Here is a 15,253-nt window from a genome sequence, read left to right on the forward strand (position 1 = left end):
CTGATCTCAGGCATCATGATGCAATAGACGAAGACTGGAAAAAGGGGAACAATGGTAGAAGATCTGGAGCAGATAACAAAGGATCTCGAGAGGCATGTCAAACTTGCTGAAGACCGGCTCAATCAGCTGAAGTACCTTCAGGCCGATTTTGAGAACTATCGCAAATGGTCTGAAAAAGAAAAGGCATCAGTCATCGCCCTGGCGAATGAGAGTCTGATCAAAGATCTTCTGGTGATACTGGATGATTTTGACCAGGCTATCCCCTCTCTTGAGAAGGAGGAGAATCGGGAAGGGCTCCTCATGATCCGGAAAAAAATGATGAAAATCCTGGGTGAGTATGGGCTTCAACCAATTGAGTGCGTAGGTAAAAAATTTGACCCCCATTTTCACGAGGTAATCAGCAAGGAGAAGTGTCAGCAGGAATCAGATACGATTCTTAAAGATTTCAGCACCGGATACCAGTTGAAATCAAAGGTCATCAGGCCATCTAAAGTAAAGATTGCAGAACAGATTGCAGAGAATGTAGGTGATAATTATGGCAAAAGAGAAGATTATTGGGATTGACCTGGGAACATCCAACAGCGAAGCGGCGGTCATACTTGGTGGAAAACCAACCATCATTCCTTCAGCTGAAGGAGCCACGGTAGCTGGGAAGATGTTTCCCTCCTATATCGCGTTTACTGCTGAAGGACATCTTCTTGTTGGAGAACCTGCACGGAGACAGGCAGTGAGTAATCCCGAAGACACTGTGACTGGTGCAAAACGAAAGATGGGCACCGATTATATCTACAAAATATCGGGAAAGGAATACACGCCTCAGCAGATCTCTGCATTTCTTCTGCAAAAGATAAAACGGGATGCAGAAGCATTTCTCGGGGAACCGATAACCAAGGCTGTGATCACCGTACCTGCATATTTCAATGACAACCAGCGAACCGCAACGAAAGATGCAGGAAAGATTGCAGGACTTGATGTGGTCAGACTGGTGAATGAGCCTACTGCTGCTTCAATGGCATATGGTCTTGATCGGAGCGGAGAATACAAAATCCTCGTATTTGATCTTGGGGGTGGTACGCTTGATGTCACCATCATGGAGTTTGGAGGAGGAACGTTCACGGTTCTGGCAACCTCTGGAGATACCCAACTCGGAGGTACTGACATGGACAATGCAGTCTATGAGTGGATTGCAGCCGAGTTTCAAAAACTTGAGGGAATCGACATCAGGAATGACAAGATGGCGATAACCCGGGTAAAGGAAGCAGCAGAGAAGGCAAAGATTGAGTTATCAAATGTTATCGAGACTGAGATCAATCTGCCCTACGTTTCAGCTACCCAGGCAGGACCCAAGCACCTCTCGATGAAACTGAGCAGGTCTAAACTTGAACAACTGGTTGAACCGATCATCAAGCGCTGCATTCATCCTTTTGAACAGGCACTCACTGATGCCAGTCTGACCAAGGAGGATATCCAGAAAGTAATCCTTGTTGGCGGACCCACCCGAATGCCGGTTGTTCAGAAGTTTATCGAGGATCATATCGGTAAAAAGGTCGAGCGAGGAATTGACCCGATGGAGTGTGTGGCTATCGGAGCAGCTATCCAGGGTGCAATATTAGGTGGCGAGATCACCGATATGGTGCTGCTCGATGTGACTCCGCTCACCCTTGGTATCGAGACAATGGGAGGGGTCAGAACCGGATTGATCGAGAGAAACACCACTATCCCTACGAAAAAAAGTGAAATTTTCTCAACTGCAGCCGATTACCAGACTTCGGTCACGGTTCACGTTCTCCAGGGAGAACGTCCCATGGCAAGTGACAATGTCAGTCTGGGCCAGTTTAATCTGGTAGGTATTCCCCCAGCTCCCCGTGGAGTACCTCAGATTGAAGTGACCTTTGATATCGATGCATCAGGTATCCTGAATGTGTCAGCAAAAGATCTCGGGACCGGCAAAGAGCAGAAGATGACCATCACGGCTTCAACAAAACTTCCTGATACTGATGTGAAGAAGATGGTCAATGAAGCAAAGCAGTTTGAGGAGGATGATAGGAAACGCAAAGAAGAGGTCGAGGCCCGCAACTCTGCAGATTCGTTGCTTTACACAGCAGAAAAAACAAAAACAGATCTTGCTGACAAACTGGGCCCAGAAATTGTTGAAACTATAAATGCTGCCATTGTGGCGTTGAAAACAACTTTAGAAGGAAAGGATGCTTCCCGAATCAGGACGGAGACTGAAAAACTCCAGAAAGTTCTGGGTGAAGCTGGATCTGCTGTGTACCAGAAGACCGCCCAGAAGTATGCTCAGCAGCAGGGGGGTGAGCAGTGTTCCTCACCTGGATGCGATCCATCAGGTACGGGAACAAGTTCATCTGGTGAAGAGAAGGTGGTAGATGCAGATTTCAAGGTTAAGGATGAGGAATAAGCCATTCCACATACATTATGGCAAAGAAGGACTTCTATGAGATCCTGGGCGTGAAAAAAGATGCGTCACAGGACGATTTGAAGAAAGCATTCCGGCATCTTGCCAGAAAATATCATCCCGATCTCAATCAGGGGAGTAGAGAAGCCGAAGAAAAATTCAAGGAGATCAATGAAGCGTACCAGGTTCTGAGCGATCCACAGAAGAAAACCCAGTACGATCAGGTAGGACATGCAGACTTCAAACCTGGTGAGTATACGCAGGCTAAAACTCCCAGTTATGAAGATCTATTCAGGGATTTCGGGCTGGGAGATATATTTGATGCGGTTTCCACCGGTACTACCAGAGCCCGAAGCAGGGCAGGTGCTGATCTCAGGTATGATATAGAAATCTCCCTTACTGACGCTTTTTACGGGACAAAAAATACCGTAACAGTTCCTCACCAGATCTCCTGCACCTCCTGTCACGGGACCGGAGCAGAACCCGGTTTTTCCAGAACCTGTACTTCCTGCCACGGGACCGGGGAGATTCGGACAGTGCAGAAGAGAGGCCATCAGCAGGTGATGAATATTGCACAGTGCCCGGTATGCGGTGGGATTGGGACGATCATTGAGAAGCCCTGTAAAACCTGCCAGGGAAGAGGGGTACTTCAAAAAACCAGAAAACTTGAGGTTTCTATTCCCCGTGGTGTTAAGGACAAGCAATTTTTGCGAATTGCCGGTGAAGGAGAACCAGGAGAGAACCAGGGACCACCGGGAGATCTGTATGCAGTTGTCCATGTAAAACCTGACCCCTCATTTGAGAGACAGGGAACAGATCTGTATAGTAAAGCCATTATCGGAGTGAAAACGGCTATACTTGGAGGAGAGATCTCCGTGCGTACGATTACCGGCATGGCGTCCCTGAAAATTCCTAGGGGGACCCAGAGTAACACACTCTTTCGACTCAAGGGACAGGGCATGCCCTACCTAAACGGTACTAAACGGGGAGATCTTATGGTAAAAATCATTGTAACCATCCCGCAAAATCTGACCCCCAGACAGGAAAGTCTTATACTGGAAGCCTTTGCAGGAGAAAAATAGGGGGTGAACAAGATGAAACGATTGTATTTCCAGCAGGTTTACGAAGAACTTGAGGTGATGAGAAATTATATGGATTCACTCTTTCAGCAGATCCAGGAGAACAGCCCGATTCTCTTACTTCCTTCTTCAGATGTCCTATCAAGGAAGTTACTTCCGGGTGTGCAGGATAATCTCCAGATTCAACTTGTAGAGTTTAAAGATGAGATTGTAGTAAGTGCTCAAATGATTCCCGGTGATCTCAAACGAGACATCACGATAGACCTGATCCATCCAATGGCCTTGAAAATCTCCTGTGTACGCAGAGAGTGGAAAAAAGAGGATAAAATTGAATATACCATGTGTGAACACAGTTTTGGGTATATCTCACAGATTATTCCTCTTTCTGTGCCAGTCTCCAGAGACGGAATATATACTTCATTGAAGAATGGCGTTCTGAAAGTACACCTCAAAAAATGCGATGCAAATCCGGAACGGTAGCATCAGATACTTCAGAGGATAACTAAAAGACCCACTCTTTTACGGTATGGTAAATATTAACACCCTACAAACTGCCCATCTTCTTCGAATTGAATATGATTCAGGATGGTTGCATATTTGGCGAATCTTTTTTGCCCCTTTTTCATCCATATGGTGGCATCCTGTATATATTATAGTGACCGGATTGCATGATCTGAATTTTGTGAAAGATACATACTTAAATCCCTCTTTACTTCCGGTTTAATGATCCATATGGATTTTCAGTATTGACTGCCCATCGGATGATGATGAACTAACGTTATCAGCATGTTTTCGGATAAGAAATCCTCCAAGCCCGGTCATCATAGAGGGATCATTAAGGATCTCGTCTTCACCTGGTGGTTTTTCAGGTAAGGGGAGGAGTTCCCCGGCATAGGATATCTGGGCATCTAAATTATATTCATCAAATGAGACTGATATTTTTACCGGACCGGAAGATAGCAGGTGATATACAATCAGTTCAGCCCCCTCGGTCAACGCGGTAGACATCCGAATGATTACCTCTTTTCTCGCAGCCCAGGCTTCACCTTGTCTCTCCATAAGGGTGAAGATCTGATTATAAATATTGCCATCAGGATCAATGGAAATCATGACTTTTTCCCTGATCCCGATTCTCAGCAGTAGATTGAGAATTATTGCAATAATCGTTGCAAGTGAGAGAGCTGAATCAAATATCGGTTTTATGATAATTGGAACACCTGAATAGGCATTTGGGATAAGATAAACGCTGATTCCAAAAATAAATGAAATTCCTATCAATAATATTTTCCGTGAATCAAGCATCCGTGAAGTAATCGTCTGGATACCTCCGACGATAATAAATCCGGCTACATAAATTATCGTTCCACCTATGACGGGACCCGGCATAATAAGGAAAACCGTGGCAAGAATAGGAATAAAGGCGAGTGCGATGAGAATTCCACCGGTAACAAATCCGATGTACCTGCTAGTCGAGCGGGTGGCTATCGAGAGTCCGATATTCGAAGAAGAACCCGTCTGCCCCATTCCCCCTAAAAGACCTCCGATACATGATGCAATGCCATCTGCAAAGAGACCGGACCTGATATTCATCATATCCGGCCGTTTCCATTCCGGATTATTGATTCGTTGACAGATAGAAAATTCACCGATACTTTTTACAAACGTAACAAGAGCAGCAATGGTAAATGGAATTATGAGCTCAGTTTTAAAGGAAAGTCCAAAATATGAGATATTGGGTAACGCAACCAATGGTGAAGATGCAATTTTGCCTAATGGATCATTGCCGGCAATACCGAGACTGATACATAAGGCATACCCCACCGCCATTCCAACGATAACTGGAAAGAGCTTCAGGCTACCTTTCCCCCAGACGGTCACACTGACCGTAACCAGGAGGGTTATTATTGCGATAAGTGTTGCTAGAGGATTAGGAGTTGAGTTCACATCACTCATTCCAAAAAAATTGGGTAATGCATAGGGAATCACAGTAACTCCAAGCATCATGATCACAATGCCAGTCACTTCTACCGGGAAGAGGACACGAAGTTTATGGACTATCCGGGAGAGGAGAGCCTGTAGTATACCGGAGAAAGCAGTCATCCCACAAAGGAGTGAAAGACCTCCGCCCTGAAGGGCCAATACGGAAGCAGAAACAAAATTAGGGCCATTTACGCGGGGGATGAGGAAGCCTGATCCAAACTCCGGGTGTTTTATTGCCTGAAATATGCACGCAATACCATTTGAGAGCATGGACATTGAGACAAAAAAGGCTGCAGCACCGGTCTCAAGATTTGCAGTTCTTGCGACAATGATGGGAAATATAAATGCAGTGGCCACGATGCCCAAATGTTGCAGCCCAAGCAGGAACATCGTAGGAAATGGTGGTTTATCATCTGCGGCGTATTCAAGGTTCGAAGGCTGCATACTTTTTATATTCCTACTTCAACTATTTATCTAATTATATTTCATCAGAGGAAACAAAAGGGTCTAACTCGGTTTGCAGGAAAAGTGAGTGTTACTAAAGATTTGCAATAAGAGTTAGCAGGATTGAAAGTGCCCAATCACTTTCAAATTAACTATTGTTACTACTTTTTTGAAAGGCAAAAGAAGGAGGAACAAAGCGATTAACTATGAATATGTTGTATTTGGGATTGATTGGGGATTTAGAAAGATTTTCAGAATATTTCATACTCGATTCGCAATTGAATCGTCATACCGGATGAGAAACCGTTCAAAGCCTAAGAAATCCTCTAAAAGTGTAAAACTTAAGTATTTTTACGCCATTATTTCAATCCTTTTAAAGAATATCTGGCTCGCAACAACATGGGATTATTTCTCACCTATTCAGATTGGTCCTCGTGTAATAATTCTGCGTGCATTCCGGTTTGAGTGGTTCACTAAGCTCTTTTGGAATTATGCAAAAAAACGGAGACGGTTTAGATCTCGAATTCCCTAATTCAGGGTTAGAATCTACTGTAAAACAAAAAGAAATAATATTAATCTAAAATATATCTATATTTTTCATACAAGGGAAAACTATTCGGTCCCTTTTTTTGTCATCTTCTTTGAAGGTTTAATAGGACTTGGAGGGTTAGTATGTTCTGGTAGATCATCTCCATGGAGATGCGAATGGGCATCATGCCTGGGAGGAAGAACTGGTTTATCCTGTGGGTGGTGAGGGGGATGGGGTAGTGGATGAGCCATGGGATGATGGTGTTCTTCTTCATCATGCCTCTGTTTGTCCTGACTATCGATTGATTCTGCAAGTTGCGGTGCATCTTTTGGATATGCTTTGTGTTTCTGCTCTGGTGTCATCATAACTCCTTTCTCTCCCTCTGGATGAGATACAAATTGAATAGCCCGGAGTCAGGGAATAAGTATCTAATTATTTCAAATTTTGTTTCAAATAATGAAATTCAGGATATAGATTATGAGTGATTACTGAGCACGATAAGATCAGAACGATATGCCATTCGAGCGTTTACCCACCTGTGCCTCAAAAGCAGAATCGCATCCTTGATTAGGGATTTTTTCAAGTGGTTTGCTTGACCGGAAAGTTACTTTCATGGTGATGGAGGGTGTTTAGAAGACACCCGTTCCTCCATGGAGATCTGTATGGTGTCCGTTTGTCATATCGTAGCATGTGAACACATTTGCACTGACTGATGGAGGATGATTTGGTATGCCTTACACATGGAAAACTGAGGTTGATGTTGATGAAACGATTGTTGTACTCATGAATGTTCTTGATAAGAATACAGAACTGCCAAATTGGCTTGTTTGCACAATAAATGGGTCAATATCTGATTCTAAACCGGAAATCGTCAAGTATTTCTTCGAAGAAGTGAAACAGCACATTCCTGCAGCCTTGAAATATTTTGAAACTACGATGTAGGAGAATATATGGTATTTAGTTCCTTCCCTTTTAAAATCATGTAGGTAGGGATCGGGAGAATCGTTTCTTGGAAATAAATATGAAGTGAGGGGATCTGAACCCGATAACCAATGTTGGATGATACCAGTTATTTTCGTTCTAGAATTGCATGAATTTTATCCCTGATCTTGAATCGTGACTATTTTACCCCTCTTAATGTTTTCTAAACTATCAACTCCCCTTCTCTTCAAATTTACCCGTTTTCGCTCAAATGCTCTATAATTTTCAAAACATCTTTAAATTTCAGCTTATACCTGTTTTTATCGGAATGGAACTACCTGAAGAGATCAAATCCAATTTTTCAGAGAGGGATATCCGGATGATGAAGGTAAAAATAAAAATCTCCGGGGGGGGGTTCAGGGATCGAGCAACCGCTGAAGCAGTACCTTTGATCAGAGGTTGCATCTCACCAACCTGGAAGAATGGGAAAAGTATTGCAGGCTAATGGCAAGATATCTGTGTAATACAATATGTAGGTCTATTTTTCGGCTAAATTTCCTTTCTCCATTTGATTACAAAAATTGTTTCACAATTTGATATTAAGGCAAGATTCTATCGTTTATCATTTAGAATGACCTTCGTTCAAGATTTCTCCTTATTACGTAAGTTGTGAATCAGTGAGGATCTTGACGATGAAAGATTCTAAGACTGATTAGCAATCAGCGGATTCTCTGTCTTACTTCTGAAACCAGAAAAAATGAAGATGATACTAATGAAATATTGTAATCTGAATAAACCATACAGAGTTGTAGCCTTAATGGCCATATTGGTGCTTTTTATCGTTACGTTAACTTTAGCCGTTGATACCCCTAACAATTCGCAGGAGACTGGAACTTTCAGTTATACATACGATACACAGTACACCCATTTAAAGGCAATTGAAGTTAATGCTCCGTATGAAGGGATACCAAAACCACTTGATAAAAAGCCTTCTTTTGGATATGTACAGCCCTGGGACGGATATGTTACAAACTGTACATTAATTGATAAAGATATGTGCATGTATTTCCCGGCGCAGACATCAAATATAAAACCGGACGAGACATATGCCGGAATTGAAGTTGGGGACAATCAGTGGCAGAAAATGGCCGGTGAAGAAGCACTGTTGTCTGTTCAGCATAATGGCGGACCATTCGGTGCAGTTATTGTACAGATCGATGATGAAACGGGTGAAGTTATCAGGTACTGGAGAAATCACAATCATGTCACTGAATGGAATGACCCAACTGCTCATGCAGAAGTAACAACAATAAAGGCGGCATGCCAAGAACTCGGGGTATTTGAACTGGGAACAATCAGGAAAGAAGTTTCAAAACTCCCACAAAAAGGAAATACGTCACATTGCGAGCTCTATGTGAATGCTGAGCCCTGTCCCATGTGCTATGGCGCAATATTCTGGGCCAATCTGTCGACAGTGGTTTATGGTGCAACCCGTTATGATGCGGCTGTAGAAGGCGTGAATTTTGGAGATGCGGCACTATATGGGGAGCTTCAGAAACCATATAAAGACAGAACAAGAACGGTTCGTCAGGCAACATCAGCGAATTCATTGGATGCTTTTAACGAGTGGAAACGGGTACAGAAGATAGACTACTAAGGTTCAGATCCTTGTACTCTCCGTATTGGTAGATGTAGGGGGAACCAACCTGCACAATGTTAAGAACAGTCACAAAGAAACCATCAAATAATGACCTCCGGGTCACAGACCTATTTTTTCATCCATCAATCAATTACCGAGTGATAATAAAATCCGGTTTGAATTTCCAGAGGAACTAGTCTTTGTTGTTACGTTCGGCAATGGTACCGGGTAAAATGGTATCTTCCGGTCTGATAAGTTCATGGGTGTTTCTATACAGTCGGGCAATAATTCTTTCGTGATCAGAGTTGAAATAAAACCCACAGACGATTTGAAGTCTGGTCATCTCTGTACTCACTTCGGGCTGTTAGAGATCCGTAAACTATTCAAGTTCACATGAAGTCGGTTCGAAGCCCCAAAAAAGAGAACGACTATTCATATCTCAGTGTTTTAGGAGATTTAAACAGGAAATGAACTATCTCCTCTTCAATATCTCCTTGAACCGTCTCCAGCAGATTCCAGTTCGCTGAAGTAGCATGAACTATGTACCGGTGGGAAATAAGATGGATACAAAGTAATCCACGGAAGCTGTGCAATCTTCATTGGACAGGGTGTAAAAGAGCCCTAAATCGATGACGGTATTGAAGGTCATATGATCTTGAAAAGGTCTGTGGTTCAGGATAAGAAATTATACGAGAAATCCTCTTTCAGTAACCTTTTGATTAGCCGGGGGAGGAGTCAATCCCGATACTTCATACTCTTCACCTGTAACAGAGAGGGCATGCTCGTGGTAAATATGATGATTGAGTGACAGATGAGTATTTGGGTTGCTCGTAATCCTTACGCGAGGTAATTTACAAGTGGTATGAACCATTACTTTTCTTTTGATTAAAACACATATCTTTCAACTAACCAGATTTCAGATGCATATTTTCATGTTTAGTTTCAATAATTGTATCATAACCGAATCTATTTACCGTTCTTTTCCCCTCTGGAAATCTTTAGAGAGAAATGATGGGATCAAGACAGATACAGCATCATCAAAGTTCGTGCGGAGTTGTTGCCTTACACAGAGGAGATGAATGCAACGGGTTTGAAGGGAACCGTTTGGATCAGTCTCTAAAAGAGGCGGTAATCTATGGAAGTGCCATTTATTTCACTCGAAACCATCCCTGTTGTCCAGATGTAACTGTTCAGGGAGAACCGATTTATAATAGCAGATATTGAATTTCTGCGGCCTTAATCTTTAGAATGGGGGAATAAACGATTACCCGGAAATTATTGCAATGATGAGTCGGGACTTTGTCAGGTATAGTAATCGAGTTTACCGTTCAATAGATTTTGTCACCGATTCGAACCTCGGTTGTTTTTTCAGCTGGACAGAAAATAGTGTGTAGATTTCTTCAGTTCAGGTTATGGACCCTGAATATGAGATCCTGAATCTGGTCTTTGTATGGGAGTTGTTATGAGCGGGGAGACAACCTCCTCTCCTCTCATCACAATGGCTCTTGAGTATCAGGTTCTTTTGTATCCTCACGCTGTATCATTTTTGCAAGTGCAATGGTGCCGGTTGTATCTCCAAGGGTCATCGTTTCGAGAGCAGTAGATGGGACCATGACAATGGTTGAATGTCCGCCCTTTAATCCTTCATACAGCATGTTCATTGCTCTGAGGTGAAGAGCAGTGGGATTGTTCTCATAACTTTTCGCAGCCATTTCAAATTTCTCAGCAATTTGTCGCTCAGAGTCAGCGAGAATGACCCGTGCCTGCCGCTCACGTTCGGCCTGTGCCTGCATGGACATTGCATCCTGAAGTGCTCCCGGAATCACCACATCACGGATCTCAACAGACATAATGCTAATTCCCCATCCTCTTACTCTGTCTCCAATTAACCGCTGTAGTTCATTGTCTATAGCCTCTCTCCCGGTAAGCATATCTGAAAGAACTGTTTTTCCGATAACATCCCTGAGGGCAGTCTGAGATGCCAGCGAAATTGATTGCATGTAGTCCTTGACTTCCAGTGCCGCTTTTTCTACGTCAACAACCTGCCAGAATAAGACTGCATCTACATTGACCGGAACGGTGTCTTTCGTCAAGGTCTGTTCTGCTTTGAATGAAGTAGTGATCACCCGGAGATCAATAACATAGGGGATCCGGTTTACGAAGGGAATGATAATAAACAATCCGGGACCCTTTATGCCTACGAATTTTCCCAGAAAAAGGATTACCGCCCGTTCCCACTGATTTACAATCCGGATTGCCATAATGAGAATTGCAATAATTACTACCAGAATTACTGCAAGAATGAGAAGAGTAAATATGTCCATGGTTATGCCTCCTGGAATGAACTGATATCCGAGTGATCAATCCATCACATCGAAGATGGCATCAGATTACAAACATGAGGTATTCTCCTGATAAGTTGAGTTAATCTTCAGATATTTGCTGAAGATACCATATCGTTGAGAATACAATCCATTTCTGTCTGCCCTTCGGTTGTAAGTGTGTATCCTTTTTTTAACAACTATTGGTTGAGAATCAAAGGGTGAAACAAAAATTGGAGCGTATGGCGATCCTGATTCTAGATCCTGAATGACTTTACCATAATCCTGTGTCTATTAATCCAGATATTTTTAAATCAACAGTCACATTCACATCTCGTCCTCGTAGAGTCAGAGGTTTACCCTTTCATGATGTGGTGGTCTAGTTTTCAGAGAAAGATAATGCAACCTAATCTGACCAGTAATCAGTATATACATATAAATGCTTTCTCATATGATTTGATACCAGAATTCAGGGGTGGTTCCATTGAATAATTCTGTGCACAACAATGCTACGCCAGGTAAAGACTATCACTCTATTTCTATAGACGACCTCTATCTTCAACTCCACTCGTCTGAACAAGGATTGACTACAGAAGAGGCTGAACGTCAACGAGAGCATCATGGGCGAAATGATATTGCCAGTTCAAAAAAACAATCTCCGATTCTTCAGTTACTGGAGCAGTTCAAAAACCCTCTTGTTCTCATTCTGCTTTTTGCCGCGGTTATCTCACTCATCGTTAACGAAGTTACCAACGCAATTATTATTATCAGTATTATTCTGATCAGTGTTATCCTTGATTTTTTTCAGAGATACAAGGCCGAGAGTGCTGCAGAGTTACTAATTAAAAAGATCTTAACCCGTGCCAGTGTGAAACGGAATGGAACAGAACAGGAGATCCCTATTGTTGATCTGGTGCCTGGTGACATTATTTCACTCAAAGCAGGTGATATGATCCCTGCTGATGCCAGATTAACAAAAACACGTGATTTTTTCGTTAATGAATCATCTCTTACCGGTGAGCCATATCCGGTTGAAAAGAATGACATCCTTTCAGATGTACATAAACCGATATCAGAAGCAGAGAATTATGTATTTCTCGGAACCTCTGTGATAAGCGGGATGGCAGAGGCCATTATTACGAAAACCGGCCTGTCTACAGAATATGGGAAAATAGCTAAAAAACTGGTAGAACGACCACCTGAAACTGAGTTTGAGCATGGACTCAAACAATTCAGTTACCTGATGTCAAAGTTTGTGTTCAGCCTTGTTATTATAGTCTTTTTTATTAATTCATTGTTTAAACAGGATATTTTACAATCACTTCTCTTTTCTGTAGCACTTGCTGTCGGAATGACTCCTGAACTCCTCCCCATGATCCTGTCCCTGAATATGACAAAAGGGGCAATTGCTATGTCAGCAAAAGGTGCCATCGTGAAACATCCAGAGTCTATCCAGAATTTTGGGAGTATGGATATTCTCTGTACTGATAAGACCGGTACACTAACTGACAATAAGATCGCACTTATGAAACATCTGGATATCGGAGGACAAGACAACGAAAAGGTCCTGCTGTACTCATATATCAACAGTTATTTCCACACTGGCCTGAAAAACCCCCTTGATGAGGCAATTATTGCGTTCCAGTTTAAAGACACAGATAAGTATCAGAAAATTGATGAAATTCCGTTTGATTTTATTCGGAGGCGAACATCAGTTGTTGTCTCCGGAGAATCAGGTCACCTTCTGATAACAAAAGGGGCTCCTGAAGAAACATTAGCGATATGTACCCAAATTGAAAAGAATGGTTCAGTTTCTACGTTAACCGAAATAGATCGGAAAACGATTCTGACTCTTTACAACAAACAGAGCAGTGAAGGATTTCGGACACTTGCAGTATGCTATCGGGACCTGGCCGGAGATCAGAATACATATTCCATTGATGATGAGAAGGAGATGGTAATTCTCGGTCTTGTAACTTTTATCGATCCTCCTAAAGAGAGTGCGAAGGTATCTATAGAATTGCTTGCAGCATCTGGAATTGAATTAAAAATTCTTACTGGTGATGATGAATTAGTAACACAGAAGACCTGCGAACTGATCGGGCTTCCGGTTAAAGGGCATCTATCAGGCAGAGAGGTAGAACATATGGACCAGGAGACACTTGCCAGAGTGGTGGGGGATGTTACCATCTTCTCACGGGTGACCCCGGTTCAAAAAAATCTCATCATGAACTCCCTGAAACGAAATGGGCACGTAGTCGGATTCATGGGTGACGGTATCAACGATGCTCCTTCCATCAGGGAAGCTGATGTAGGTATTTCTGTGGAAAATGCGGTTGATATCGCTAAAGAGTCTGCAGATATCATTCTGCTGAAAAACGATCTTCGACTCCTTCACGATGGGGTTCTTGAAGGGAGAAAGACATTTGGCAATACCATGAAGTATATTCTGATGGGAACAAGCTCAAACTTTGGGAATATGTTCAGTGTGGCTGGTGCTTCATTTTTCCTTGGATTTCTTCCGATGCTCCCGATTCAGATATTGCTAAATAATCTCCTTTATGATATATCTGAATCTGCAATTCCAACTGATAATGTAGACCGGTCTTATATCGCCTCTCCGAAAAAATGGGATATTGAGTTTATCAAAAAATTTATTTTTGTTTTTGGTCCAATAAGTTCTCTGTTCGATATTCTCACGTTTTGCATTCTTCTCTTTGTCTTTAACGCTGATCCTTCCCTTTTTCAAACTGCCTGGTTTATCGAGTCGATATGTACCCAGACCCTGATTATATTTGTTATCCGCACAAGGATTGTTCCATTTTATAAGAGTAAACCAAGTATACCCCTCATGATAAGTACCTTGCTTATTGTGGCTGTTTCCTGTATATTGCCATTCACTGTCATAGGTAGTATCTTTGGATTCGTACAACCTCCGGTTTCGTTCTTTGCAGTACTAGTTGGACTGGTGACTGGATATCTGGTTTTAGTTGAAGTGGTGAAAAAATGGTTTTACAATAAATATTCGCTTTTTATCGAGAGGAAACGAGTAATTCTTGAGTAAAAAATATTTTAGTCTTGAAGGTGAAGAAATCTCAATTCACATTTCAGACTACAGTCAGCACACTTGCAGAAATATCTATACTAAACCTCCTTCCCTTCATCAGATAGAATAAGGGATTCAGACGATGTACGCACTATGACCGATGCCTGGTAATCTCTCTGGACCTGGATTCGATATGCATACCATTCACTTCCTTGAGATGAGAACGTACCTTCTCCATCACAGAGATCACTCATAACTGGCATGTTCTCAACCGGAAGAGAAAACCCAAGTCCAAGGGCTTTGCAATATGCTTCTTTTAGTGCCCATATCCGAAAGAATTCATGACGTAATTCATCACCGCTGAATTTGGCAAGATATGAGGAGTCAACTGATCCGAAAACGCGATTTGCGATCTTCATCTCCGGGAAATTATCAGATTCAAATTGAATATCAACACCAATATCCCTGTTTTTGCAAATACCAAAAAGGAGTATTTCATGAGAGTGGGATGTGTTGAAAGTTACCCCATCTGGATTCTGATTGGAAATGAACGGTTTTCCGTATTGATTTGTCCTAAACTGTATCTCTGCTGGTGTAATCGAGATATATCTGCTCAGAATTACTCTTCGAAAGCCATTTGATACGATAAAAAAAGAACGCCTGTTTTGATCGTACATATCATCTACACGTTTTTTCTCTTCCATAGAGAGATATGAATAGAACCTGTCAGTATCCTGGATAAAAGCAGGAAGATGTATCTCATACAGATCAACAGCATCAGGGGCTGTTCGCCTGATACTGCACCATGAGTTCGGCCTGTTAAGAGTATAATGGCAAATTGGGGGGATATTCTCTGAATGAATCATAACAGATCTGCT

Annotated in this window: 14 protein-coding genes; 9 read left to right on the forward strand and 5 right to left on the reverse strand. The window is 42.3% G+C overall.

Going from position 1 to position 15,253, the window contains the following annotated elements:
- Positions 1-51 precede the first annotated feature (51 nt).
- Genes DK846_RS00660 through DK846_RS00675 form a run of 4 tightly spaced genes read left to right on the forward strand, consistent with a single transcriptional unit; the run spans position 52 to position 3,975 of the window.
- Complete coding sequence (locus DK846_RS00660; RefSeq protein WP_109966998.1) at positions 52-564, forward strand: nucleotide exchange factor GrpE; 513 nt, start codon at positions 52-54, stop codon at positions 562-564.
- Positions 536-2,419, forward strand: a complete 1,884-nt coding sequence (gene dnaK / locus DK846_RS00665) for a molecular chaperone DnaK (protein ID WP_109966999.1) — start codon at positions 536-538, stop codon at positions 2,417-2,419. Before DK846_RS00660 ends, dnaK begins: the two co-directional genes overlap by 29 nt.
- Before the next feature lie 17 nt (positions 2,420-2,436).
- Complete coding sequence (gene dnaJ / locus DK846_RS00670; RefSeq protein ID WP_109967000.1) at positions 2,437-3,498, forward strand: molecular chaperone DnaJ; 1,062 nt, start codon at positions 2,437-2,439, stop codon at positions 3,496-3,498.
- Between the two features lie 12 nt (positions 3,499-3,510).
- Entirely contained in the window at positions 3,511-3,975 is a 465-nt protein-coding gene (locus DK846_RS00675; RefSeq protein ID WP_109967001.1) for an Hsp20/alpha crystallin family protein, read from the forward strand.
- Between the two features lie 240 nt (positions 3,976-4,215).
- Here the strand turns inward: DK846_RS00675 and DK846_RS00685 are convergent, their stop codons facing one another.
- Both DK846_RS00685 and DK846_RS00690 read right to left on the reverse strand, forming a co-directional pair.
- Positions 4,216-5,919, reverse strand: a complete 1,704-nt coding sequence (locus tag DK846_RS00685) for a solute carrier family 23 protein (protein WP_109967003.1) — start codon at positions 5,917-5,919, stop codon at positions 4,216-4,218.
- 612 nt (positions 5,920-6,531) lie between these two features.
- Positions 6,532-6,813 carry a hypothetical protein gene (locus DK846_RS00690; protein ID WP_109967004.1) on the reverse strand — a complete coding sequence of 94 codons (282 nt, stop codon included), beginning with the start codon at positions 6,811-6,813 and terminating at the stop codon, positions 6,532-6,534.
- 364 nt (positions 6,814-7,177) lie between these two features.
- On the opposite strand from DK846_RS00690, the gene DK846_RS00695 reads away from it, so the two are divergent.
- The 3 genes from DK846_RS00695 (at position 7,178) to DK846_RS00705 (ending at position 9,026) form a co-directional block, all read left to right on the forward strand.
- The gene (locus DK846_RS00695; RefSeq protein ID WP_109967005.1) at positions 7,178-7,390 is read left to right on the forward strand and encodes a hypothetical protein; all 213 of its coding nucleotides are present in this window, start codon (positions 7,178-7,180) and stop codon (positions 7,388-7,390) included.
- A gap of 358 nt (positions 7,391-7,748) precedes the next feature.
- Positions 7,749-7,874 carry a hypothetical protein gene (locus DK846_RS18090; RefSeq protein WP_281269800.1) on the forward strand — a complete coding sequence of 42 codons (126 nt, stop codon included), beginning with the start codon at positions 7,749-7,751 and terminating at the stop codon, positions 7,872-7,874.
- A 267-nt stretch (positions 7,875-8,141) separates the two neighbouring features.
- Complete coding sequence (locus tag DK846_RS00705; protein WP_219970597.1) at positions 8,142-9,026, forward strand: nucleoside deaminase; 885 nt, start codon at positions 8,142-8,144, stop codon at positions 9,024-9,026.
- A 175-nt stretch (positions 9,027-9,201) separates the two neighbouring features.
- On the opposite strand, the gene DK846_RS17505 is transcribed toward DK846_RS00705, so the two are convergent.
- Entirely contained in the window at positions 9,202-9,351 is a 150-nt protein-coding gene (locus DK846_RS17505) for a hypothetical protein (protein ID WP_181391560.1), read from the reverse strand.
- A gap of 665 nt (positions 9,352-10,016) precedes the next feature.
- Here DK846_RS17505 and DK846_RS00710 point away from each other — a divergent pair.
- Positions 10,017-10,232, forward strand: a complete 216-nt coding sequence (locus DK846_RS00710) for a hypothetical protein (RefSeq protein ID WP_146201085.1) — start codon at positions 10,017-10,019, stop codon at positions 10,230-10,232.
- A 269-nt stretch (positions 10,233-10,501) separates the two neighbouring features.
- Here the strand turns inward: DK846_RS00710 and DK846_RS00715 are convergent, their stop codons facing one another.
- Complete coding sequence (locus tag DK846_RS00715; protein ID WP_109967009.1) at positions 10,502-11,332, reverse strand: slipin family protein; 831 nt, start codon at positions 11,330-11,332, stop codon at positions 10,502-10,504.
- A gap of 481 nt (positions 11,333-11,813) precedes the next feature.
- Between DK846_RS00715 and mgtA the strand changes: the two genes are divergently transcribed.
- Complete coding sequence (gene mgtA, locus DK846_RS00720) at positions 11,814-14,393, forward strand: magnesium-translocating P-type ATPase (RefSeq protein WP_109967756.1); 2,580 nt, start codon at positions 11,814-11,816, stop codon at positions 14,391-14,393.
- An 80-nt stretch (positions 14,394-14,473) separates the two neighbouring features.
- Here mgtA and DK846_RS00725 read toward each other — a convergent pair whose 3' ends face one another.
- Positions 14,474-15,241: a 4'-phosphopantetheinyl transferase family protein gene (locus DK846_RS00725; RefSeq protein ID WP_109967010.1), complete on the reverse strand. Its 768-nt coding sequence runs from the start codon at positions 15,239-15,241 to the stop codon at positions 14,474-14,476.
- Between the last annotated feature and the right edge of the window lie 12 nt (positions 15,242-15,253).

This window comes from Methanospirillum lacunae, from assembly GCF_003173355.1.
Classification (GTDB): domain Archaea; phylum Halobacteriota; class Methanomicrobia; order Methanomicrobiales; family Methanospirillaceae; genus Methanospirillum; species Methanospirillum lacunae.